The organism is Actinomycetospora sp. (assembly GCF_055612215.1).
On sequence record NZ_JBVPVA010000151.1, the window covers coordinates 1 to 22187 of the forward strand.

21 protein-coding genes and 1 riboswitch are annotated in these 22187 nt (G+C 73.3%); of the genes, 12 read left to right on the forward strand and 9 right to left on the reverse strand.

Going from position 1 to position 22187, the window contains the following annotated elements; genetic code table 11:
• Nucleotides 1-72 precede the first annotated feature (72 nt).
• A riboswitch (cyclic di-AMP (ydaO/yuaA leader) is annotated at nucleotides 73-214 on the forward strand.
• Nucleotides 215-232: 18 nt separating this feature from the next.
• Nucleotides 233-796, forward strand: a complete 564-nt coding sequence (locus tag AC0CYZ_RS04200; protein ID WP_472212644.1) for a M23 family metallopeptidase — start codon at nucleotides 233-235, stop codon at nucleotides 794-796.
• Between the two features lie 159 nt (nucleotides 797-955).
• Here the strand turns inward: AC0CYZ_RS04200 and AC0CYZ_RS04205 are convergent, their stop codons facing one another.
• The 3 genes from AC0CYZ_RS04205 to AC0CYZ_RS04215 all read right to left on the reverse strand — a co-directional run bounded on the left by AC0CYZ_RS04205 (nucleotide 956) and on the right by AC0CYZ_RS04215 (nucleotide 4909).
• The gene (locus AC0CYZ_RS04205) at nucleotides 956-2212 is read right to left on the reverse strand and encodes a cupin domain-containing protein (protein ID WP_472212646.1); all 1257 of its coding nucleotides are present in this window, start codon (nucleotides 2210-2212) and stop codon (nucleotides 956-958) included.
• Between the two features lie 9 nt (nucleotides 2213-2221).
• A complete protein-coding gene (locus tag AC0CYZ_RS04210) occupies nucleotides 2222-3586 on the reverse strand; it encodes an MFS transporter (protein WP_472212648.1) in 1365 nt (454 codons plus the stop codon).
• 75 nt (nucleotides 3587-3661) lie between these two features.
• Nucleotides 3662-4909: a cytochrome P450 gene (locus tag AC0CYZ_RS04215; protein ID WP_472212650.1), complete on the reverse strand. Its 1248-nt coding sequence runs from the start codon at nucleotides 4907-4909 to the stop codon at nucleotides 3662-3664.
• Nucleotides 4910-5112: 203 nt separating this feature from the next.
• Here AC0CYZ_RS04215 and AC0CYZ_RS04220 point away from each other — a divergent pair, with 203 nt between their 5' ends.
• The 3 genes from AC0CYZ_RS04220 to AC0CYZ_RS04230 all read left to right on the forward strand — a co-directional run bounded on the left by AC0CYZ_RS04220 (nucleotide 5113) and on the right by AC0CYZ_RS04230 (nucleotide 7578).
• The gene (locus AC0CYZ_RS04220) at nucleotides 5113-6006 is read left to right on the forward strand and encodes a heparin lyase I family protein (RefSeq protein ID WP_472212652.1); all 894 of its coding nucleotides are present in this window, start codon (nucleotides 5113-5115) and stop codon (nucleotides 6004-6006) included.
• Between the two features lie 156 nt (nucleotides 6007-6162).
• Nucleotides 6163-6765, forward strand: a complete 603-nt coding sequence (locus tag AC0CYZ_RS04225; protein WP_472212654.1) for a dihydrofolate reductase family protein — start codon at nucleotides 6163-6165, stop codon at nucleotides 6763-6765.
• Between the two features lie 63 nt (nucleotides 6766-6828).
• On the forward strand, nucleotides 6829-7578 hold the full coding sequence (locus AC0CYZ_RS04230) for a LamB/YcsF family protein (RefSeq protein WP_472212656.1): 750 nt from the start codon (nucleotides 6829-6831) through the stop codon (nucleotides 7576-7578).
• 10 nt (nucleotides 7579-7588) lie between these two features.
• On the opposite strand, the gene AC0CYZ_RS04235 is transcribed toward AC0CYZ_RS04230, so the two are convergent.
• Nucleotides 7589-7858: a transglycosylase family protein gene (locus AC0CYZ_RS04235; protein WP_472212658.1), complete on the reverse strand. Its 270-nt coding sequence runs from the start codon at nucleotides 7856-7858 to the stop codon at nucleotides 7589-7591.
• Nucleotides 7859-8291: 433 nt separating this feature from the next.
• On the opposite strand from AC0CYZ_RS04235, the gene AC0CYZ_RS04240 reads away from it, so the two are divergent.
• Entirely contained in the window at nucleotides 8292-9359 is a 1068-nt protein-coding gene (locus AC0CYZ_RS04240) for an NAD(P)H-dependent flavin oxidoreductase (protein ID WP_472212660.1), read from the forward strand.
• Here the strand turns inward: AC0CYZ_RS04240 and AC0CYZ_RS04245 are convergent.
• On the reverse strand, nucleotides 9313-10302 hold the full coding sequence (locus AC0CYZ_RS04245) for a nuclear transport factor 2 family protein (RefSeq protein WP_472212662.1): 990 nt from the start codon (nucleotides 10300-10302) through the stop codon (nucleotides 9313-9315). The genes AC0CYZ_RS04240 and AC0CYZ_RS04245 overlap by 47 nt on opposite strands.
• A gap of 64 nt (nucleotides 10303-10366) precedes the next feature.
• On the opposite strand from AC0CYZ_RS04245, the gene AC0CYZ_RS04250 reads away from it, so the two are divergent.
• Nucleotides 10367-10990 carry a TetR/AcrR family transcriptional regulator gene (locus tag AC0CYZ_RS04250; RefSeq protein WP_472212664.1) on the forward strand — a complete coding sequence of 208 codons (624 nt, stop codon included), beginning with the start codon at nucleotides 10367-10369 and terminating at the stop codon, nucleotides 10988-10990.
• A gap of 31 nt (nucleotides 10991-11021) precedes the next feature.
• On the opposite strand, the gene AC0CYZ_RS04255 is transcribed toward AC0CYZ_RS04250, so the two are convergent.
• The 4 genes from AC0CYZ_RS04255 to AC0CYZ_RS04270 are packed head-to-tail and all read right to left on the reverse strand — an operon-like array spanning nucleotide 11022 to nucleotide 14528.
• Entirely contained in the window at nucleotides 11022-12365 is a 1344-nt protein-coding gene (locus AC0CYZ_RS04255) for an acetyl-CoA carboxylase biotin carboxylase subunit (protein ID WP_472212666.1), read from the reverse strand.
• A complete protein-coding gene (locus AC0CYZ_RS04260) occupies nucleotides 12362-12604 on the reverse strand; it encodes an acetyl-CoA carboxylase (RefSeq protein WP_472212668.1) in 243 nt (80 codons plus the stop codon). The genes AC0CYZ_RS04255 and AC0CYZ_RS04260 overlap by 4 nt, the downstream gene beginning before the upstream one ends.
• A 35-nt stretch (nucleotides 12605-12639) precedes the next feature.
• Complete coding sequence (locus AC0CYZ_RS04265) at nucleotides 12640-13611, reverse strand: 5-oxoprolinase subunit C family protein (protein WP_472212670.1); 972 nt, start codon at nucleotides 13609-13611, stop codon at nucleotides 12640-12642.
• Entirely contained in the window at nucleotides 13608-14528 is a 921-nt protein-coding gene (locus AC0CYZ_RS04270) for a 5-oxoprolinase subunit B family protein (protein WP_472212672.1), read from the reverse strand. The genes AC0CYZ_RS04265 and AC0CYZ_RS04270 overlap by 4 nt, the downstream gene beginning before the upstream one ends.
• A 99-nt stretch (nucleotides 14529-14627) precedes the next feature.
• On the opposite strand from AC0CYZ_RS04270, the gene AC0CYZ_RS04275 reads away from it, so the two are divergent.
• The 6 genes from AC0CYZ_RS04275 to AC0CYZ_RS04300 all read left to right on the forward strand — a co-directional run.
• The gene (locus tag AC0CYZ_RS04275; RefSeq protein WP_472212674.1) at nucleotides 14628-15671 is read left to right on the forward strand and encodes an alpha/beta fold hydrolase; all 1044 of its coding nucleotides are present in this window, start codon (nucleotides 14628-14630) and stop codon (nucleotides 15669-15671) included.
• Nucleotides 15672-15941: 270 nt separating this feature from the next.
• Nucleotides 15942-16031, forward strand: coding sequence for a K(+)-transporting ATPase subunit F (kdpF, locus tag AC0CYZ_RS04280; protein ID WP_472212675.1), 90 nt, complete (start codon nucleotides 15942-15944; stop codon nucleotides 16029-16031).
• The gene (gene kdpA / locus AC0CYZ_RS04285) at nucleotides 16031-17692 is read left to right on the forward strand and encodes a potassium-transporting ATPase subunit KdpA (RefSeq protein WP_472212677.1); all 1662 of its coding nucleotides are present in this window, start codon (nucleotides 16031-16033) and stop codon (nucleotides 17690-17692) included. Before kdpF ends, kdpA begins: the two co-directional genes overlap by 1 nt.
• Nucleotides 17689-19767: a potassium-transporting ATPase subunit KdpB gene (kdpB, locus tag AC0CYZ_RS04290; RefSeq protein ID WP_472212679.1), complete on the forward strand. Its 2079-nt coding sequence runs from the start codon at nucleotides 17689-17691 to the stop codon at nucleotides 19765-19767. Before kdpA ends, kdpB begins: the two co-directional genes overlap by 4 nt.
• An 83-nt stretch (nucleotides 19768-19850) precedes the next feature.
• Nucleotides 19851-20471 carry a potassium-transporting ATPase subunit C gene (locus AC0CYZ_RS04295; protein WP_472212683.1) on the forward strand — a complete coding sequence of 207 codons (621 nt, stop codon included), beginning with the start codon at nucleotides 19851-19853 and terminating at the stop codon, nucleotides 20469-20471.
• A gap of 29 nt (nucleotides 20472-20500) precedes the next feature.
• The coding region (locus AC0CYZ_RS04300) for a DUF4118 domain-containing protein (RefSeq protein ID WP_472212681.1) at nucleotides 20501-22187 on the forward strand (1687 nt) is incomplete at its 3' end.

Genomic DNA, 22187 nt, shown 5'->3' on the forward strand with positions numbered 1-22187 from the left:
CGGCGCCAACCGGCCAGCGAGCGTACCAGGCGGCAATCGGTCACTGAGCGAAACTCTGTGGTCCTTTTGGTGTTGATAACCACGCCGAATCCCTGACCCTGCGGTCGGGGAGCGAGGGACCCAAGAAGTTGGGGCGAACCCAGCGGTGTTCCGCAGGAAGCGCCATCGGCGCGAGCCCGACAGCTAACCCCGTAGGCGCCAATTTCCAGCACAACCGAGCCGCTGAGGCGGCATGCGACGTCACAAGGCGACATTCCGGGCCCTCACCGCCGCCACGGCGATCATGGCGATCCTTCCCGCGGCCGCCCAGGCAGTTCCGGCCCCCGCCGACGGCTCGCCGGCCTCCGCGGCGCCCGCAGGCTGGGTGTTTCCGATCTCACCGCGCATCCACGTGCTGCCGCCGAGCGCCTGGACCCAGGATCAGGGCGTGGACATCGGCACGCTCAACAACGCCTGCGGCTCGAAAATGGTCGAGCGTGCGATCACGGCGGGCAAGGTCGTGCAGGAGGGCATCTCCGGCTTCGGCCGCTACGCGCCGGTGATCAAGGTCGCGCATGGGCGCTACGCCGGCCGCTACATCTATTACGGTCACGCCAAGCCCGCGCTCGTGCCCGTAGGGGCGCACGTTCACGCGGGCGAGCCGATCGCCGACGTCGGCTGCGGCCATGTGGGCTACTCGTCGGCTCCGCACCTGGAGATCGGGATAAGCGTCCCCGGCGGCCCGCCGTGCTGCCCCTCCTACCACCAGACCTCACAGCGGATGTACAACATCGTCCGCGCTTTGTATCTCCGGTAGGCGAGAGGCGGGGCCCGGCCCAGAGGCTGGTCGCAAAAGGTGCTCTGGGTCGTCGTTTTTTCGACCAGCCTCAAGACTCACACCACCCGACCCAACCGAGCCGGAGCGCCCTGGCGCACCCTGCCGAGCGCCGCCCGAGCGCCCAGCCCCCGACGGCCCCTACGCCGATGGCCCCGTGATCACGGTCTCGCTTTCCTCCGACGAACCCCGGCCGTCGCTTGAGCCGCCGCGAACCGCGTCCCAGCGCTCGGGATTCCACGAGTAGGCGTACTCGGGCCGATCGCCTGCCTTCCACAGCGAGGTGAGCGACAGCGGGCGGAAGGTGTCCCACATCACCGCCAGCTCGTCGGTGCGCTTGGCGCCCAGCGCCTTCTCGACCGCCCCGGGCTGGGGGCCGTGGGGCAGGCCCGAGGGGTGCAGCGTCACGCACCCCACCTCCACGCCCTTGCGCGCGCGATAGTCGCCCTCGGCGTAGAACATGACCTCCTCGGACTGGATGTTCGAGTGGTGGTAGGGAAGCGGGACCGCCTCGGGATCCCAGTCCAGCAGCCGCGGCGCGAACGTGCACAGCACGAACCCAGGGCCCTGGAAGGTCTGATGCGATGGTGGGGGTAGGTGAAAGCGCCCCGCGCGGGGCTCGAAGTCCATCGCGTTGAAGGCGTAGGGCCACACATAGCCGTCCCACCCGACCACGTCGAAGGGATGGCGATCGAGCACGAACTCCTGAAGGCCGTGGCGCACCCGAACCGTCAGTCGCCACTCCCCCGGCTCATCGTAGGTCTCGAGCTCGGACGGGCCCCTGAAGTCGCGCTGGGAGTACGGGGCGTGCTCGAGCAGCTGGCCGTAGCGGGAGAGGTAGCGCGGGGGCGGGGCGATGTGGGACTCGGCCTCGATGACGTAGCAGCGCAGCGGCTCGGTGCCGGCGGGCAGCCAGCGGTGGGTGACCGCCCGCGGGATGACCACGTAGTCGCCCTCGCGGACCTCCAGCGGCCCGAAGAGGGTCTCGAGGACCCCCGCGCCGGCCTCGACGTACACGCACTCGTCCCCGAGGGCGTTGCGGTAGAGCGGGCTGGTCTCGCCCGCGGCGACGTAGGAGATGCGGACGTCGCCGTTGCCCAGCACGAGGCGCCGGCCGGTGACGACGTCGGCGCGCTTGTACTCCTCGCCCGGGAACAGCGTGTGCAGCGCGAGGTGGCGGGGCAGCAGGGGCGTGTTCTCGGTCGTGGCCTGGTCGGGCAGCTCCCACGGGGTCGCGTCGACGATGGCCGAGGGCACGCCGCGGTGGTAGAGCAGCGACGAGTCCGAGGAGAACCCCTCCTCGCCCATGAGCTCCTCGTAGTAGAGCCCACCCGTGGGGGTGCGGAACTGCGTGTGGCGCTTGGCCGGCACCTCGCCGGCGCGTCGGTAGTACGGCACGGGTCTCCTTCAGCGGGCGGCGCGGTCGCGCTGCTCGGCCTCGTCGTGGTGGGCGTCGTGGCCGTCCACGAAGTCGTCGCGCTCGGCCGCCGGCCGCTCGCGCAGCGCGAGCACCGCGGCCAGCGTCAGCAGACCCAGCACGGTCATGTAGGCGGACACCGACAGGGACGTCCCGGTGACGTCGATCAGCCAGGCGGACAGCAGGGGTGCGAACGCCCCGCCGAGGACCGCCCCGAACGCGTAGGCGAAGGACACGCCGCTGTAGCGGACGGCGGCGGGGAACATCTCCGCGTAGGTGGCCGCCTGCTGGCCGTAGGTCAGCCCGAGCCCGACGCCGAGCCCCACGACCGCGAGCAGCATGAGCGGCAGCGAGGCGGTGTCGAGCAGCAGGAAGAAGGGGAACGGCCACACCAGCAGCGCGATCGTGCCGACCAGGTAGGAGCGGCGCCGGCCGACGCGGTCCGACCAGCGCCCCGCGATCATCGTGAACACGCCCCAGGACACCGCCCCGACCATGCCGACGAGCAGCATCGTGGCGCTGGAGACCCCGAGCGTGCGGGTGCCGTAGGACGTGATGAAGGCGATCAGGATGTAGCCGACCGCCGTGTTGGCCACGAACAGGCCGATGGCGACGACGAGCTGACGGCGGTGGTGGCGCAGCAGCTCCCCGAGCGGTGCGGATCGGCGGGCGCGGCGCCGGCGCAGCTCGTCGAAGACCGGGGTCTCGGCGACCCGGGAGCGGATGACGAAGCCGACGGCGATGAGCACGACGCTGACGAGGAAGGGGATGCGCCAGCCCCACGCGAGGAACTGGGCGTCGGTGGTCGTCCCGGCGATCGCGAAGAACACCAGGTTGGCGAGCAGCAGCCCGATCGGTACCCCGAGCTGGGGGAACGAGCCGTACCAGCCGCGGCGCCCGTGCGGGGCGTGCTCCACCGACATCAGGGCGGCCCCGCCCCACTCGCCCCCGGCGGACACGCCCTGCAGCAGGCGCAGCACCACCAGCAGGATCGGCGCGGCGACCCCGATCGTGGCGTAGGTGGGCAGCAGCCCGACGCCGACGGTCGAGACACCCATGAGGAGCAGGGTCACGATCAGGACGCCCTTGCGACCGAACCGGTCACCGAGGTGCCCGGCGAGGATCCCGCCCAACGGGCGCACCACGAAGCTCACGCCGATGGTCGCGAACGAGGCGAGCAGACCGGCGGCGGGCCCGAGCGCGGAGAAGAAGAGCTTCCCGAACACCAGGCTCGCCGCCGAGGCGTAGATGAAGAAGTCGTACCACTCGATGGTCGTGCCGACGAGGCTCGCGCCGAGCACCCGCCGCATCTGGGCCGCGTCGTGGCGGGACGGCTCGTCGGTCGTGGTGCGCATCGTTGCCCCCCGGGGACGTCGGAGTCACGGTGGCCGTCCGGGCCCGGCCGGGTCAAGGTGCGCCCGGAGGAGCGTCTACCAGCGCAGCGGCAGGCTCGTGATCCCGTTGATGAAGTTCGAGGTCAGGCGGCGCGGGGCCCCGTCGAGCTCGACCGGGGGCAGCACCTCGGTGAACGCGGTGAAGAACGCCCGCATCTGCAGGCGCGCGAAGTGGGCGCCGAGGCAGAGGTGCGGGCCCTGGCCGAACGCGAGGTGGTCGTTCGGGGTGCGGTCGACGTCGAAGCGGAACGGGTCGGCGAAGTGGCGCTCGTCGCGGTGCGCGGACACGTGGTAGACGACGACCTTGTCGCCGGCCGCGATCTCCACCCCGCGCAGCGTGGTGTCCCGCGCCGCGGTGCGGCGGAAGGTCAGCACCGGGGGGTGCCACCGCAGCATCTCCTCGAGGGCGCCCGGCACGACCCCGGGGTCCTCGCGCAGGCGCCGGTACTGCTCGGGGTGCTCGACCAGCGCCAGGACCCCGCCGGGCAGGGCGGAGCGCACGGTGTCGTTGCCGGCGATCGTGAGCAGGAAGAAGAACATCTGCAGTTCGGCGTCGTCGAGGGACTCCCCGTCGACCCGGGCCTGCACGAGGGCGGTCATGACGTCGTCGGCCGGGTGCCGGCGCTTGTGCTCGGCCAGCTCGCCCGCGTACGCGAACATCTCGGCGAGCATCGCCGGCGAGCGCGGGTTCACCGGCCGGCCGCGCTCGTCGCGCACGACCTGCGCGTGCTCGGGGTCCTGGTAGCCGATGACGCGGTTGGTCCACTCGAGCAGCAGGTGCCGGTCGGCGGCCGGGACCCCCATGAGCTCGGCGAGGTTGGCGAGCGGGAAGTCGTCGGTCACCTGCCGCGGCAGGTCGGCGGCGCGGTCGCCCGCGACGGTCTGGAGCAGCCCGCGCGCCCGCGCGGCGACGTCGTCGGCGAAGCGGTCGAGGCGGCGGCGCGTGAAGGCGGAGGTGACGAGCCGGCGGAGCCGCTGGTGCCCCGGCGGGTCCATGTTGAGGATCATCCGGCGGACGAACGGCAGGTCCTCGGGCTCGGGATCGCGGATCTGGGTCGCGCCGTGGAACGAGCTGAAGACCTCGGGCGTGCGCAGGACCCGGCGCACGTCGTCGTACCGGGTCACCGCCCAGAACCCGGGGCCCGCGGGCCACTCGCCGACCGCGTGCTCGTCCTGCCACGTCACCGGTGCCTCGTCGCGCAGCCGGCGCAGCGCCGCGTGGGGGACGCCGCGGGCGAACACCGCGGGGTCGAACACGTTCTCCACGACGACGGGCCCGGCCATGCCCGCATCGTCCCGGGCCGTGGCGGAGATCTCCAGAGCCTCCGACTTCTACAGCCCTGTAACGGTTGCGGTGCTCGAGCCGACCACTCTCACACTGCGGCGTCGGGCACGACCGTGCCGTTGCGACGAACGGGTGATGAGGGTGCGGGTTCTCGCCATGTCCTCACGCCGGGTCGCCACGCCGCCTGATGGAGGAGGAACACGTGGGACGTGCTCGACATCGACGCGCGGCGGTCGTCGTCCTGGCCGTGCTGGCGGCCCTGGTCTCGTGGACCGGCGCCGCGCAGGCGGCCGGTCTGGTGTGGCAGTCGGACTTCACCAACAGCGCGTTCAACAACTTCAAGTCCACGCCCTGGAACAACGTCGGGGCGTCCGCGCCGACGCTCGTGACGAGCACCGTGAACCCCCCGGCGAAGGCGGCCCGGTTCACCGTGAACGCCGGGGGGACGCGGTCGGAGATCGAGCCCAACGTCGTCAACTTCACCGAGGGCGCGGACTACTACTTCGGTGACACCTTCACCCTGCCCGCGACCTTCCCGGTGGCCGAGCCCAGCTGGCAGGTCATCACCCAGTGGAAGAACTCCGACACCGGGTCCCCGCCGGTCGAGCTCAAGATCGGCCACGGGAACCTCATCCTCGACGGCGGGTACGGCTACCCGACCGGACCCGCGGGCAGCAAGTACTGGACCCAGACCCTCGCCCCGGCCGCCACCGGGAGCCCGATGAAGGTCGTCCTGCACATCCACTTCTCCTCGAACCCCTCGCTGGGCAGCATCGACGCCTGGGTCGGCGGGACCCAGGTCCTCACCGGCTACCACCCGGCCAGCGGCACGCTCTACCCGACGGCGAAGAAGACGAAGGCCAGCGCCACCCAGGCCAAGGCCCAGAAGGCGGCGCAGGCGAAGACGCCCCAGCCGAAGGACACCCCGAAGGAGCCGGCGGCCTCGACCGACACCGCGGTGACGGCCTCCACGACGTCGTCGCAGTTCTCCTACTGGAAGATGGGGATGTACCGCGACAGCGCGATCGCCTCGAACTCGGTCTACGACATCGAGAGCACGCGGCTGGCGACGACCTTGGTCGACGCCGCCGGCTGACGCGCGCCGGGGCGGCGCCGGTCCGACCGGCGCCGCCCCGGACGTGCCGACCTGCGGCGAGGATTCCCGGCTGCCGGTGTCGATCGGCGGCGGGTGCGTTCGTGGTCAGGGTGAGAGACCGGCGACGGGCCGGTCGCACACCCTCCGGAGGTTCCCGTGACCGCCACCTACACGTTCGACGTCTTCTCCAGCCTCGACGGCTACGGCTCCTACGGGGGCGACGGGGACTGGGGCGGCTACTGGGGCAAACAGGGCCCCGAGCTGCTCAAGCACCGTCTCGCCTCGTTCGCGACCGAGCAGCGGATGGTCTTCGGGGCCACCACGTTCCGGCAGTTCGTGGCGATGCTCGCCGAGAGCACCGAGGATTCCGATGTGCGTGACCCCTGGGTGACCCGGATGCGTTCCATGCCCGCGACGGTGGTGTCGTCGACGCTGGCGGGGCCCCTGGACTGGCCGGACGTGACCGTCCGGGACGGGGACGCCGTCGAGGTCGTCGGGCGGCTCAAGGAGGAGTCCGACGTGCCGTTGCGCTCGCACGGCAGCCTGTCGCTGAACTGGGCCCTGATGGCGGCCGGGCTGGTCGACCGTCTCCAGGTGACCGTCTTCCCCGTGGTCACGGGCCGGAGCGGGACCGACCCGGTCCTCGGCGGTGCGGACGACTTCGACCTCGAGCTGCTCGAGCACCACACGCTCGACGGCGGCATCCAGGAGCTCGTCTACCGGCCCACCCTGCACGTGCCGAGGCACAGGACGCCGTAGAAGTGTCCGGCGCGGTCTGGTGCGATGGGCGGACTCACGACCCTCGACCCCGGAGGTCCTCCCGTGCAGACCCTCGTCGACCTCAACGCGGACGCCGGCGAGAGCCTGGGCCGGTGGAAGCTCGGCCACGACGCCGACCTCATGGCCCACGTGACCTCGGTGAACGTGGCCTGCGGGTTCCACGCCAGCGACCCGGTGACGATGCGGGAGTCGGTGCGGACCGCGGCGCGCACCGGGACCGCGATCGGGGCGCACCCGGGCCTGCCCGACCTGGTGGGCTTCGGGCGGCGGCGGATGGCGCTGCGCCCGGACGAGGCCGCCCAGATCGTGCTCTACCAGGTCGGCGCGCTGCAGGCGACGGCCCGGGCCGAGGGCGCCGAGGTGGTGCACGTCAAGCCGCACGGCGCGCTCTACGGGATGGCCCTGACCGACGACGCGATCACCACCGCGATCACCGAGGCCGTGATGCGCCTCGACCCGGACCTGCGGATCTTCTGGCTGGCCGGGCCGACCGCGGACCTGGCGTCGTCGCTCGGGGCGAGGGTCGTGCGCGAGGGCTTCGCCGACCTCGAGTACGACGACGACGGGCGCATCATCGTCGAGCCCGACCCGCAGGCGAAGGACCCGGAGGCCGTCGCGCAGCAGGCCGTCGACCTGCTCGAGGGCCACGTGACCTCCAACTCCGGGACGCGCCTGGACGTCGAGGTCGACACGATCTGCCTGCACGGCGACCGGCCCAACGCCGTCGACGTCTGTCAGGCCATCGTGCGGCGCTTCGACGAGCTCGGGGTGGAGCGGCGTCCGCCGCGGTGACCGGGGTCGGTCACCTCGGCGGGATCTCGCCGGCGCAGCCCGACCAGGCCTGCCAGCCCTGCTCGGCCCGCACCCGGTCACCGACGAGGATCTGCGCCTCGCGGCTCGCCTGATCGGCCCGCGGGGCGAACGCGCCGCCGCCGTGTGAGGTCCACGTGCGGGGGCTGAGCTGCAGCCCGCCCTGGTAGCCGTTGCCGGTGTCGGCGTGCCAGTCGCCACCGGTCTCGCAGCGCGCGATGCTGTCCCAGGGCTCCATCGGACCGGCGACGGGAAGGGGCACCGCCGGACCACCGGCCGGGAGCAGGAGAGGGGGCGCGGTGACGCCGGGTCCCGTGGGCGCCGGCGCGGGGACCCCGGGCGGGGGCAGCGGCGGAGGGAGCGGTGACACGGCACCGGTCGCGCCGCACGCCCCCGCGATCAGGGCCGCCGCGGCGGCCAGGCGCACGACGGGTCGTCGGGTGGTGCATCTGCGGTCGAGGAAGGCCATGCCGTCCCGGGGGCGGATGTCCGACCGAGCGCGGGATCGTGTCCCCGGCCCCGCCCGTCCCGCTGTCTCGACGAGCGCCCTGTGGGGGACCGGCGGGCGGTGAGGACCCGATCGCCCCGGCGCAACGTGGGGATTGGTTGCCCGGACGCCGGGGCACCGACACGTGAACCTGGCGGTGACCCGCTCGTGAGCTCGGGGTGGCGGTGCCGGGTGGAGGAGGACGGACATGACGGTGGCGGCACGGGTCGCCGGGTTCTGCGAGCGGTACGGACTCGACGTGCCGATCGTCCAGGCACCGATGGCGGGTGCGTGCCCGCCGGAGCTCGCGATCGCGGTCGCCGAGGCCGGCGGCATGGGCGCGGGCGGATTCGTCCTCGACCAGCCGGCCGCGATCCGGGACTGGGTCCGGCGGTTCCGCGAGGGGTCGTCGCGGGCGTTCCAGATGAACCTGTGGATCCCCGACGCGCCCCCGCACGGCGACGGCGGCGAGGCGGCGGCCCGCCGGGTCCTCGAGCGGTTCGGTGCCCCGGGCGAGCCCGGCGGGGCACCGCCGTCGTTCGACGAGCAGTGCGAGGAGCTCCTGGCGGCCGCACCCACGGCCATCTCCTCGATCATGGGTGTGTTCGCGCCGGCGATGGTCGAACGGATCCACGCCGCGGGCATCGCCTGGTTCGCGTGTGCGACGACCCTGGAGGAGGCGCTGGTCGCCGAGCGCGCCGGCGCCGACGCGGTGGTCGCCCAGGGCATCGAGGCGGGCGGGCACCGGGGGACGTTCGAGCCCGACGCGGCCGAGCGGACGGGCGTCGGGCTGCTGGCGCTGGTCCCGCAGCTGGCCGACGCGTTGACGGTCCCGGTGGTGGCCACGGGCGGGATCGCGGACGGCCGCACGGTGGCCGCGGCGCTGGTCCTGGGGGCCAGCGCGGTGCAGGTGGGGACGGCGTACCTGCGCGCACCCGAGGCGGGCATCGCGCAGGGGTGGGCCGACGGCCTCGCGGCGGCGGCCCCGGAGACCTCGGTGCTCACGCGGGCCTACTCGGGGCGGCCGGGCCGGGCCCTGTCGACCCCGTTCGTCGAGGCGTGGTCGGCGTCGGACACGCCTCCGGCCCGGTACCCCGTGCAGCGCCGGCTGGTGGCCCAGTGGCGCCGCGGTCGGGCGGACGCGGAGGGCTCCGGGCCCGGCGTCGACGCGGTGAACCAGTGGGCGGGGCAGTCCGCCCGCCTCGCGCGACCCGAACCCGCGGGGCAGGTCACCGCGCAGCTGTGGGAGGACGCTCGGGCACTGTTGTCCGGGTGAGCCGGCAGCGGTAGGAGCGCGCACCCGGGTGCTGCAGGTGGTCGCCGTGGCGGTGGACGATCTTCCACTCGCCGCCCTCCCGGCGGTGCAGGTACGTGACGCGGAGGGTGTAGTCAGGAACCGGGCCCGGGGGGAAGGAGACGTGCTCGTAGCCCACGGTGTAGGCCAGCGCGTCGTCGACGCCGGCCGCCAGGAGATCGTAGTCCAGGGACCGGCACGGGACGATCTCCGTCACCGCGCGGCGGAACAGCCGCCGCACCTCGTCGCTGCCGGACCGGCAGGCGCCGCCCCCGCCGAACAGGGTCACCGGCTCCCGGTCGGACCAGGACGCCAGCCGGGCGTCGAGATCGCCCTGGTGCCAGGCGAACTCGGTGTCGACCTGGCGTGGCAGAGCCGTCGCGAGGAAGTTGTCGAGGTCGGTCCCGGGTGCCGCCGACGGCCGGGGCCGCGCGTCCGGGGTGCTCGAGGCGGGGGTCGTCCGACGGTCGGAGTGCTCCGGTCCCGGGTCCGCGCCCGCCAGCCGACGGACCAGCGCGCCGGACTCGACGGTCAGGGCGTCGCCGTGCCGGTGCACGAACTTCCACTCGCCGACCTCGCGTCGGAGGACCGTCGTGGCCCGCAGCACGTAGGCGTTCGGCTCGGCGCCGTTGATCGAGGCCGTGACGTGCTCGAGCGCGACGATGTAGGCCAGGTCGCCGCGGGCCTCGGCCGCGACGATCTCGTTGCGATAGGACGTGCAGTCCGAGAACTGCCGTCCGAGGCCCTCGAAGATCGGCTCGAGCTCCGCCCATCCGGCTCCGGAGGTCGCCGCGCCGAACAGCGTCAGCGGCTCGCTGCGCGACCACATCCCCAGCCGGAGCGTCGCGTCCCCCTGGTGCAACGCGGTCTCCGCCTCGGTGATCCGCTCGCTCATCGTCGCGAGGAACTGCTCGGTCTCGGTCACCGACATCACCACCGTGAGTTAGACTCGGAGTCTATTCGAATGGACTTGGAGTATGATTCCCGCTGTGGCGACCGTCAAGAGGCGCGAGTACCGATCGACGATCCGACGCGGCGACGCACCGCAACTGATCTGTGCGGCCGCGGAACGGCTGTTCGCCGCCAAGGGGTACCTCGCGACCTCCATCGCCGAGATCGCCGCGGAGGCCGGGGTGGCCAGGCCCACCGTGTTCACGGCGGTCGGCCCCAAGCCGCTGATCCTCAAGGCCGTGGTCGACCGGGCGATGGCCGGGGACGACGAGCCGCGCCCGGTCGCCGAGCGTCCGTGGTTCACCGAGGCCCTCGACGAGCCGGATCCGGAGCGCTCGATGGACCTCCACACGCGCAACATCTGCTGGATGCTGCGGCGCGTCGTCCCGCTCCTGCGCGCGATGGAGGCGGCCGCCGCGCTCGACGAGGACGCCGCCGCCCTGTGGGCCGACTTCCGGCAGCAGCGTCGTACCGGCACCGCGGGCATCGCCGCGGACCTCGCCGCCAAGGCCACCCTGCGCTGCCCGGAGCAGGTGCTGGCCGACATGCTGTTCGCGGTCCCGCCGGACGCGTACTACCGGCTGGTCCACGAGGAGGGGTGGTCGACCGAGGCGTTCCGGCGCTGGCTCGCGGACCTGCTCACGCGCACCTGTCTGGCCTAGCGGCCTCCGGTCCTCGTCCCTCCGGTGCCGTTCACAGGGCGAAGTCCTCGAGGAACGTGATGTCGTACTCGCCCGAGATCACCGTGGGGTCGTCGAGCAGGCGCCGGTGCAGCGGGATCGTCGTCGGGACGCCCTCGACCCGGTACTCGGCGAGCGCCCGGCGGCCGCGCGCCAGCGCCGCGTCCCGGTCGGGCGCCCACACGCACAGCTTGGCGACCATCGAGTCGTAGAACGGCGGGATGACGTCGCCGGCGGCGAGCGCGGTGTCCACGCGCACCCCGGGCCCACCGGGCAGCTCGAGCGCGGTGACCTCGCCGGGGGAGGGGAGGAAATCGTCGGCCGGGTCCTCGGCGTTGACGCGGAACTCCAGCGCCGCGCCACGGCACACGATCTCGTCCTGCGCCATCGGCAGGGCCTCGCCGTCGGCGACCCGCAGCTGCAGGGCCACGAGGTCGAGGCCGGTCACGAGCTCGGTGATCGGGTGCTCGACCTGGATCCGGGTGTTCATCTCGATGAAGAAGAACTCCCCCGACGGCGGGTCGAGCAGGAACTCCACGGTCCCCGCGCCGACGTAGCCGGTCTCGCGGGCCAGCGCCACGGCCGCGTCGCACATGGCCGTCCGCACGTCGGGATCCAGGCCGGGCGCGGGCGCCTCCTCGAGCACCTTCTGGCGACGGCGCTGCATCGAGCAGTCCCGCTCGAAGCAGTGCACGACGCCGCCGTGGGTGTCGGCCAGCACCTGGACCTCGATGTGCTTGGGGTGCTGGAGGGCCCGCTCGAGGTAGACCACGTCGGAGCCGAAGGCCGAGGCCGCCTCGCGCTGCGCCTCCACCACCACACGGCGCAGCTCCTCGTCCGACGACGCCGGGCGGATGCCGCGGCCACCGCCCCCGGCGGCGGCCTTGACCAGGACCGGGTAGCCGATCCGGCCCGCGGCCGCGACGGCGTCCTCGGCATCGGCGAGCTCGTCGCTGCCGGGCACCACCGGCACCCCGGCCCGTGACGCGACGGCGCGGGCGGCGGCCTTGTCGCCCATGCGCTCGATGACGCCGGCCGGGGGACCGACCCACACCAGACCGGCGTCGGTGACGGCCCGTGCGAAGGCGGCCCGCTCGGAGAGGAACCCGTATCCGGGGTGCACCGCGTCGGCCCCGGACGACCGGGCCGCCGCCAGGACGGCGTCGGGATCCAGGTAGCTCTTCGTCGCCGAGGACTTCCCGATGTGCACGGCGTGGTCGGCGTGCCGTACGTGGGCGGCGTCCGCGTCGGCGTCGGAGTAGACCGCGACCGAGCGCAGCCCGAGCTCCCGGCACGCGCGCACGATGCGCAGCGCGATCTCGCCGCGGTTGGCGACGAGGACCGTCGAGAGGCTCACGTGTCCAGTTCCAGCAGGTCCTGGCCGATCGTCACCTCGTCCTCGTTGTCCACCAGCCACTTCGAGACGGTGCCGGAGACGTCGGCCTTCACCTCCCGGTAGGTCTTCATCACCTCGATGAGCCCGACCGTGTCGCCCTCGGCCACCGAGGCGCCGTCGGCGACGTAGGGCTCGGCGTCCGGGGTGGGCCGGCGGTAGAAGACCCCGGGGGTGCGGGCGGAGATCACGTGACTGGCCACTGGGGTCCTCCTGGTCGGTCGCTGCGGTGACGGGATCAGGCGAGGGAGCTGCGGACGCGGTCGAGCTGCGCGGCCCGGTCGTGACGGATGCGCAGCGCCTCGTCGAGGTCGACGGGCACGAAGCGGGTGTGGTCGCCGGTCTTGGTCTGGGCGAGGCGGTCGCGGTCGACGCTGACGACCGTGCCGAGGGTGGCGTACCCGCCGCCGGTCACCGCGTCCTGCAGCAGCACGATCGGCTCGACGCCGCCGGGCACCTGCACCGAGCCGACGGGGTAGCCGCAGTCGGTGACGTTGGCCGGGTCGCTCCCGGCTCCGAACGGCTGCTCGCGGGGCACGAACTCGAGCTCGGCGCCGCGGTAGCGGTAGCCGACGCGGTTGGCGTCCGGGGTGACCTTCCACGCCGTGGAGGTGAACCGGTCGAGCGAGTCGGGGGTCAGCCGGTAGCTGTGCAGCCCGACCATCAGGCGCAGCTCGGCCGTCGTCGGGTGCACCGGGATGTCGGCGTCGTCGACGCGGCGCCCGGCCCGGGGGTCGACGGCGTCCTGCCCGAGCGCCAGCTCGTCGCCGTCGGCGAGCGCCCGGCCCTCGAAGCCCCCGATCCCGACGAGCGTGTACGTCGACCGGCTGCCGTAGTAGGTGGGGACGTCGATGCCGCCGGCCACGGCGACGTAGGGCCGGGCGCCGGCGGCGAGCTGCCCGAAGGCGAGCGTCTGCCCGGCGCGCACGGCCAGCGACTCCCACGTCGGGACCGCCTCGCCGTCGAGCGTCACCGGGATGTCGGCGCCGGTGACGGCGACGACGGAGTCGGCGGTGAACTCCAGCGTCGGCCCGAGGTAGACCGCCTCCAGCGCGGCGGCGCCCGGCGCGTTCCCGACCAGGGCGTTCCCGACGTGGTAGGCGTAGGAGTCCAGCGCGCCGGAGGGCGGGAAGCCGATCGCGTAGTGCCCGAGGCGCCCGGTGTCCTGCACGGTGGTCTCGAGGCCGGGGTCGCGCACGATGATGCTCACCGGTCCAGCACCTCCAGCAGGGCGGCGTTGGTGCCGTCGGGGTCGGCGAGCCAGCGGCTCGGGGAGAACTGCACCGGCCGGGTGCGGTAGCGCCACCGCTTCGCCTCGACGACGCCGCGGACCTCGTCGTACTCCTCCCGGTCGATCCGCCGGAAGTTGATCAGGTCGCCGTGGCGGAAGAAGACCGCCGAGTCGTTCTCGGCGAAGTCGGGCTGCTCCTCGGCGCCGTCGAAGATCGGGGCGGGGGCGGAGCCGAAGAGCTGGTAGCCGCCCGCGCCCTTGACGGGGTAGATCACGGCGAAGGCGCCGCCGAAGCCGAAGGCCCGCTCCGGGGTCTCGGTGCGGGGCCGCACGTACTTGGGCACCTCGACCTGGCGCTCGCGGGGCACGAGCTGGAAGCACCACGGCAGCCCGGGCACGAACCCCATCATCGTGACCAGGTACGGCGACCCGGCGAGGGCGTCGATGAAGGACTCTGCGGAGTCGTAGCCGTTGATCCGGGCGCCGTAGTCGAGGTCGGTGCCCGACGGGTCCTGGTGCCGGTCCCGGAAGCGCATGAGGACCTCGTGGGTCCACGGGTCGGCGAACATGATCGGCACGTCGACGATGCGGGTGTCGACCACGAAGTCGGGGTCCGAGGACGCGGCCGACCCGACGTCGGACTCGATGCGCTGCAGCTCGCGGACCAGGTCGCGGGGGTGCACGCGGTCGGGGTCGACGCGGACCATGTAGGACGCGTTGGAGGGGCAGATCTCCTCGACGCCGGGGATGGCCTCCTCACGCAGGCGTCGGGTGATCGCGAGCGAGGCGAAGTGCGCCGGCAGGCTCATCTCCGCGGAGATCTCGACGTAGACGAACTCGTCGCCGCCGAAGTCGTACCGGGTGGCCTCGCCCGTCGTCCCGATCACGTCGGTCATGGCCACACTCTGGCGGCTCGGGGCGCCCGGCGTCCACGCCTTCTCCCGCGGGGCGCGGGCGTGGTGTGCTCGGACCCCGCCCACACCAGGAGGTCCGTCATGCCCCCGCCGACCGACGCCCAGTACTTCGACCTCGGGGATGTGACCCTGGCCTGCGGCGCGACGCTGCGCGGCGCCCGGCTCGCCTACCAGACCTACGGCACGCTCAACGCCGACAAGAGCAACGCGATCATGTACCCCACCTGGTACTCCGGGTGGCACACCGACAACGAGTGGCTGATCGGCCCCGACAAGGCGCTCAACCCCGACGAGTGGTTCGTGATCGTCCCGAACATGCTCGGCAACGGGCTCTCGACCTCGCCGTCGAACGCCCCCGCCCCCTACGACCGCGCGCGGTTCCCGTTGGTGACGTTCGCCGACCAGGTGGAGTGCCAGTACCGCCTGATCACCGAGCACTTCGGGATCACGACGCTGCCGCTGGTCACCGGGTGGTCGATGGGTGCCGGGCAGACCTACCAGTGGGCGGTGGCCCACCCCGAGATGGTGCAGCGCGCGGTGCCCTTCTGCGGGTCGAGCGTGACCGCCCCCCACAACCAGGTCTTCCTCGAGTCGCTGGCGACGGCGCTGACCGCCGACGCGGCGTGGGCCGACGGCGACTACCCGCCCGACCGTCCCCCGGTGAAGGGCCTGCGCGCGTTCGCCCGGATCTACTCGGGCTGGGGCTTCTCGCAGGCGTTCTACTGGCGTGAGGAGTGGCGGACCCTCGGCTTCACCTCCCTCGACGACTTCCTGTACGGGTTCTGGGAGAACTTCTTCCGCGACGGGCGGGACCCGGACAACCTCCTGGCGATGATCCGCACCTGGCACACCGGCGACGTCGGGAACACCCCTGGGTTCGGCGGGGACACCGAGGCGGCGCTGCGCTCGATCCGGTGCCCCCTGCTCGCGATGCCGGCCGAGAAGGACCTGTACTTCCCGCCCGAGGACGAGCAGTGGGCCTCGCAGTTCATCCCCCAGGGCGAGGTGCGGGTGATCCCCGGGGTGTGGGGCCACTTCGCGGGCGGCGGCCAGAACCCCGAGGACATCGCCTTCGTCGACGCGGCGATCGCCGAGGTGCTCGCGGCGCCGGGCTACACCGGCTGACGCGCCGAGGGACCACGCCCGGGACCGGCCCGGGCGTGGTCTCCGCCACCCGCCCCGTCAACGGGCCGTAGAAGTGCGCAGCCCCGCGTCAACGACCCGTCAACGTCGACCCCGCCACGTTCCGCCGAGTCCACGATCGGCGACGGCGCCCGGGTGGTCCGGGCAGCGTCGGACGTGGGGAGTGTCGGTCGTGGAGGACCTGCTGTTCGCGGGCGTGCTGATCGCGGTGTTCGCGGTCCTGCTGCTCACGGTGCGCGGACTGGACCGGTTGTGATCGCGGCGGACGTGGTCGGCGGCCTGCTCTCGCTCGGCCTGCTGATCTACCTGCTGGTCGCCCTCGTGCGCCCGGAGCGGTTCTGATGAGCGCGACGACCGCCGGCCTGGTCCAGCTCGCCGTGCTCCTGCTGGCCCTCGCGGTGGCGTGGCGGCCGCTGGGGGACTGGATGGCCCTCGTCTTCACCGACGCCCGCCACTGGCGGGTCGAGCGCGGGATCTACCGCCTCGTCCGCGTCGACCCCGACTCCGAGCAGCGCTGGACCACCTACGCGGTGGCGGTGCTCGCGTTCTCGTTCGTCGGCGTCGTGCTGCTCTACCTGCTGCAGCGCCTGCAGGCGGTGCTCGGCGCCGACCTCGGGCGGGGCGCCGTCCCGCCCGCGGTCGCGTTCAACACCGCGGTCTCGTTCGTGACCAACACGAACTGGCAGTCCTACGTGCCCGAGACGACCATGGGCCACTTCGTGGCGATGGCCGGGCTCACCGTGCAGAACTTCCTGTCCGCGGCGGTCGGTCTGGCGATCGCGGTCGCCGTCGTGCGCGGCTTCGTGCGGTCCGGCTCGGACCGGCTCGGCAACGCCTGGGTCGACATCACCCGCGGCTGCGTGCGGATCCTGCTGCCCCTCGCGGCGGTCGGCGCGATCGTCCTCGTCGCGCTCGGCACCGTCATGAGCCTGAAGGCGGGCATCGCGGTCACCGGGCCCGACGGGAAGGCGTCGACGATCGCGCTCGCGCCGGTCGCCTCCCAGGAGTCGATCAAGGAGCTGGGCACGAACGGCGGCGGCATCCTCAACGCCAACTCGGCGCACCCGTTCGAGAACCCGACCGGTCTCACCGACTTCCTCGAGATCTTCTTCCTGCTGCTCGTCCCGGTGGCCCTGACGCGCACGTTCGGGCGCATGGTCGGGTCGGTGCGGCAGGGCGTCACGCTGCTCGGCGTGATGGCCTCGCTGTGGGGTCTGATGCTCGCGGTCATCTGGGTCGCGGAGGCGCACCCGACGGGCCCGGCCGCGGTCGCGGCCGGCGCGAACCTCGAGGGCAAGGAGGTGCGCTTCGGTATCCCGTCCTCGGCGCTGTTCGCGGACTCGACGACAGGGACCTCCACCGGGGCGGTCAACTCGCTGCACGACAGCTTCTCCGCGTTCGGCGGGGGCGGCGCGCTGCTCAACATGCTGTTCAGCGAGATGACGCCGGGCGGGGTCGGCACCGGGCTCTACTCGATCCTCGTGATCGCGGTGGTCGCCGTCTTCCTCGCCGGCCTCATGGTCGGGCGGACCCCGGAGTACCTGGGCAAGAAGATCGGGCGCCGGGAGGTGACCTGCGCGGCCGTCGTCGTGCTCGCCATGCCCGCGCTCGTGCTGCTCGGCACCGGGCTCGCGGTGGCCCTGCCCTCCACCGGCGACGCCCTGGGCAACAGCGGCGCCCACGGCCTCTCCGAGGTCTTCTACGCCTTCGCGTCGGCCACCAACAACAACGGCAGCGCGTTCGGTGGGCTGACCGTGACCGACGGGTTCTTCCAGACGGCCCTGGGCGTGTGCATGCTGCTCGGCCGGTTCGTGCCCATCCTCGCGGTGCTCGCGCTCGCCGGCTCGCTCGGGCGACAGCCCCGCGTCGAGCCCGGCCCCGGGACGCTGGCCACCGGCACACCCCTGTTCACGGTGCTCGTCGCCGGCACGGTCGTGCTGGTCGCGGCGATCACCTTCTTCCCGGCGCTCGCCCTGAGCCCGCTCGCGGAGGGACTGTCATGACGGCCACCACCCACGCGCCCGCGACGACCGAGCAGGTCCACGCCGAGCGCACCGGCCGCGTCGTGGGCGCGGGGGCCTTCCGGCCCTCCCAGCTCTGGGAGTCGCTGCCCGAGGCGCTGCGCAAGCTCGACCCCCGGGTCCAGCTGCGCAACCCGGTCATGTTCGTGGTGTGGATCGGGTCCGTCGTCGTGACCGTCTCGGCGATCGTCGCCCCGAGCGTGTTCGCCTGGCTGGTCGCGGTGTGGCTGTGGTTCACCGTGGTCTTCGCGAACCTCGCGGAGGCCGTGGCCGAGGGCCGCGGCCGCGCCCAGGCCGACGCCCTGCGGCGCACCCGGACCGACACGCCGGCCCGCCGGCTCGTGGACGGCGGTGACGACGAGGAGGAGGTCGCCGCGACGGCGCTGCGGATCGGCGACCGCGTCGTGGTGGCCGCCGGCGAGGTCATCCCCGGCGACGGCGAGATCGTCGAGGGCATCGCGACGGTCGACGAGTCCGCGATCACCGGCGAGTCCGCCCCGGTCGTCCGCGAGTCGGGGGGCGACTTCTCCTCGGTCACCGGCGGCACGACGGTGCTCTCCGACCGGATCGTCGTGCGCATCACGACGAAGCCGGGGGAGTCGTTCGTCGACCGCATGATCGCCCTGGTCGAGGGCGCCCAGCGGCAGAAGACGCCGAACGAGATCGCGCTGACGATCCTGCTCGCGGCGCTGACGATCGTGTTCCTGCTCGCGGTGGTCGCGCTGCAGCCGATGGCCGGCTACTCCGGGCAGCAGCAGTCCCTGGTCGTCCTGGTCGCGCTGCTCGTCTGCCTGATCCCGACGACCATCGGCGCGCTGCTCTCCGCGATCGGCATCGCCGGGATGGACCGCCTCGTGCAGCGCAACGTGCTCGCCACGTCGGGACGCGCGGTGGAGGCCGCGGGCGACGTGTCGACGCTGCTGCTCGACAAGACCGGCACCATCACCTACGGCAACCGGCGCGCGACGCGGCTGCACCCCCTCCGCGGTGTCGACGCGGCCGACCTGGCGAGCGCCGCGCGGCTCTCGAGCCTGGCCGACACCACCCCCGAGGGCCGGTCGGTCGTCGACCTCTGCGCCTCGGAGTTCGGGCTGGAGCCGGACGCCACCGCCGACGAGGCCGTCGCCGAGTTCGTGCCGTTCTCCGCCCAGACCCGCATGTCGGGCATCGACCTGGGCGGGCGCGAGGTCCGCAAGGGCGCGGTCTCCGCGGTGCTGGGGTGGGCCGGCGGGTCCGGCGCCGAGGAGGAGCTGCGCGGCATCGCCTCGGAGGTATCCCAGCGCGGCGGCACCCCGCTCGCCGTGGCCGACCGCGCCGGCGTCCAGGGGATCATCGAGCTCACCGACGTGGTGAAGCCCGGGATCGCCGAGCGCTTCGCCGAGCTGCGCACCATGGGCATCCGCACCGTCATGATCACGGGCGACAACCCGCTGACGGCCCGCGCGATCGCCGAGGAGTCCGGGGTCGACGACTTCCTCGCCGAGGCCACGCCGGAGGACAAGCTCGAGCTGATCCGCCGCGAGCAGTCCGGCGGGCGGCTGGTCGCCATGACCGGGGACGGCACCAACGACGCGCCCGCCCTCGCGCAGGCCGACGTCGGGGTGGCCATGAACTCCGGGACGGCGGCCGCGAAGGAGGCCGGCAACATGGTCGACCTCGACTCGGACCCCACCAAGCTCATCGGGGTGGTCGAGGTGGGCAAGCAGATGCTCATCACCCGCGGGGCCCTCACGACGTTCTCGCTGGCCAACGACCTGGCGAAGTACTTCGCGATCCTGCCCGCGATGTTCCTGGCGATCTACCCGCAGCTCGGGGCCCTGAACGTCATGCACCTCGCCACCCCCCGGAGCGCGATCCTCTCGGCGGTCGTCTTCAACGCCCTGGTGATCGTCGCGCTCATCCCGCTGGCCCTGCGCGGGGTGCGCTTCCGCCCCAGCTCCGCCGACTCGCTGCTGCGCCGCAACCTGCTGGTCTACGGGCTCGGCGGCGTCGTCGTGCCCTTCGTCGGGATCTTCCTCATCGACCTCCTCGTCCGGCTCGTCCCGGGGATCGGGTGACCATGACCGCCACCGTGTCCACGCCCGCGGACCACTCCACCGACCGCGCCGCCGACCGCAGCACCCCGGCGCTGCGCCCATCGATGCTCGGCCGCCAGACGGCTGCCGCGCTGCGCCTGCTGCTCGTGCTGACGGTGCTGCTCGGCGGGCTCTATCCGCTGGGCATCTACGTCGTCTCCCGACTGCCCGGCCTGTCCGGGCCCGCCGAGGGGTCGCTGATCGGCGCCCCCGGGGCCCCCACCGGGTCCTCGCTGATCGGCATCGACCCGACGCCGGCCAACCCCGCCGCCGACCCGTGGTTCCACACCCGCCCGAGCGCGTCGGCCACCGCCGACGACGGCCTCGGCCCGGCCGACCCGTCCACCTCCGGCGGATCCAACAAGGCCATGGACAACGACGACCTCGTCAAGGCCGTCGACGCCCGGCGCTCCGCGATCGCCGCGCGCGAGGGTGTCGCCCCGCAGGCGGTCCCGGCCGACGCGGTCACCGCGTCCGGATCGGGGCTCGACCCGGACATCAGCCCGGCCTACGCGGCGCTGCAGGTCCCGCGGGTGGCCCGGGTGACCGGACTGCCGGTCGAGCGGGTGCGGGCCCTGGTCGAGGCGGCGACCGACGGCCGCTCGCTGGGCGTGTTCGGCGAGCCCGGCGTGGACGTCCCCGACCTCGACGCCGCCCTGCGGGCCGCGGCGCCGGGTATCCGCTGACCGGCGCGGATCGGAGCAGGATGGCGGACATGGACGAGGTCACCGAGCCGCGACGGGGAGAGCTGCGCATCCACCTGGGCGCGGCACCCGGCGTCGGGAAGACCTACGCCATGCTCTGCGAGGCGCACCGCCGCCTCGAGCGCGGGACCGACGTCGTCGTCGGGCTGGTGGAGACCCACGGCCGCGCCCGGACCGCGGGGCTGCTCGAGGGCCTCGAGGTGGTGCCGCGCCGGCGCGTGGCGCACCGCGGCACCGAGCTCACCGAGCTCGACGTCGACGCGGTCCTCGCCCGCGCCCCAGAGGTGGTGCTGGTCGACGAGCTCGCGCACACCAACGCCCCGGGCAGCCGGCACGAGAAGCGGTGGCAGGACGTCGAGGACATCCTCGCGGCCGGGATCGACGTGATCTCGACGGTCAACGTCCAGCACCTGGAGTCCCTCGGCGACGTCGTCGAGCGCATCACCGGCGCCCGGCAGCGCGAGGCGATCCCCGACGCCGTGGTGCGCGCGGCCGACCAGCTCGAGCTCGTCGACATCACCCCGGAGGCCCTGCGCCGGCGGATGGCCCACGGCAACATCTACCGGGCCGACAAGATCGACGCGTCGTTGTCGAACTACTTCCGCACCGGCAACCTCATCGCGCTGCGGGAGCTCGCGCTGCTGTGGGTGGCCGACCAGGTCGACGTCGCCCTGCAGCGCTACCGCACCGAGGCCCACATCGACGAGGTGTGGGAGGCCCGCGAGCGGGTCGTGGTCGCGGTGACCGGGGGACCGGAGAGCGCGACGGTGATGCGCCGGGCGGCCCGGATCGCGCAGCGCGCGAACGCCGCCGACCTGCTCGCCGTGCACGTCCTGCGCGGCGACGGGCTGGGCAGCACGGCCCCGGGCGGCCGCGACACCGTCTCCGGCGCCGAACTGCGCCGGCTGGCCGACAGCGTCGGCGCCTCGTTCCACACCCTGGTCGGCGACGACGTCCCGTCGACGCTGCTCGAGTTCGCCCGCGGCGCCAACGCCACCCAGCTGGTGCTCGGGACCTCGCGGCGCTCGCGGTGGGCCCGGCTGCTCGACCCCGGCATCGGCGCCCGCGCGACGGCGGCCTCGGGCTCCATCGACGTGCACCTGGTGACCCACGACTACGCGGGCAGCGCGGTCCGGGGCGGCGGGCCGGGCAGCAGCCCGGGGGTCCGCCGGGTCCACCTGCCGCGCAGCCGCCGGGTGCTCGGCTGGCCGCTGGCCGTGCTCGCGCCGGTGCTGGCGGCCGCGCTCGGCGTGGTCGGCCGGGACCTGGTGGGCCTGCCCACCGACGTCGCGGTCTTCCTCCTGGCCACGGTGGTTGTGGCCCTGGTCGGCGGCCTCGGGCCCGCGCTGCTCGCCGCCCTGCTCGGCGGGGGACTGCTCAACTACCTGCTCACCCCGCCGCTGTACACGTTCGCGATCGCGTCGCCGGAGAACGTCGTCGCCGTCGTGGCGATGGTGCTCGTGGCCGTGCTGGTCGCGCTCGTGGTCGCGCGCGCCGACCGGCGCGCGGTCCAGGCGGCCCAGGCCCGCACCGAGGCCACGTTGCTGGCCTCCTTCGCGCGGGTCATCCTCACCCGCTCCGACCCGCTGCCCAAGCTCCTCGAGCGGGTCCGGGAGGCGTTCGGGTTCGCCTCGGTGGCGGTCCTCGAACGTGGGCCGTCGGCCACCTGGACGGTGCAGGCCTCGGTGGGGGAGCCGG

What these genes read in the sequence shown, in the direction of transcription:
- kdpA (WP_472212677.1), top strand. Translation starts at nt 16,031, where the DNA reads ATGAGCGCGACGACCGCCGGCCTGGTCCAGCTCGCCGTGCTCCTGCTG.
- AC0CYZ_RS04240 (WP_472212660.1), top strand. Translation starts at nt 8,292, where the DNA reads ATGACGGTGGCGGCACGGGTCGCCGGGTTCTGCGAGCGGTACGGACTC.
- kdpB (WP_472212679.1), top strand. Translation starts at nt 17,689, where the DNA reads ATGACGGCCACCACCCACGCGCCCGCGACGACCGAGCAGGTCCACGCC.
- AC0CYZ_RS04210 (WP_472212648.1), bottom strand. Translation starts at nt 3,586, where the DNA reads ATGCGCACCACGACCGACGAGCCGTCCCGCCACGACGCGGCCCAGATG.
- AC0CYZ_RS04275 (WP_472212674.1), top strand. Translation starts at nt 14,628, where the DNA reads ATGCCCCCGCCGACCGACGCCCAGTACTTCGACCTCGGGGATGTGACC.
- AC0CYZ_RS04295 (WP_472212683.1), top strand. Translation starts at nt 19,851, where the DNA reads ATGCTCGGCCGCCAGACGGCTGCCGCGCTGCGCCTGCTGCTCGTGCTG.
- AC0CYZ_RS04200 (WP_472212644.1), top strand. Translation starts at nt 233, where the DNA reads ATGCGACGTCACAAGGCGACATTCCGGGCCCTCACCGCCGCCACGGCG.
- AC0CYZ_RS04215 (WP_472212650.1), bottom strand. Translation starts at nt 4,909, where the DNA reads ATGGCCGGGCCCGTCGTCGTGGAGAACGTGTTCGACCCCGCGGTGTTC.
- AC0CYZ_RS04270 (WP_472212672.1), bottom strand. Translation starts at nt 14,528, where the DNA reads ATGACCGACGTGATCGGGACGACGGGCGAGGCCACCCGGTACGACTTC.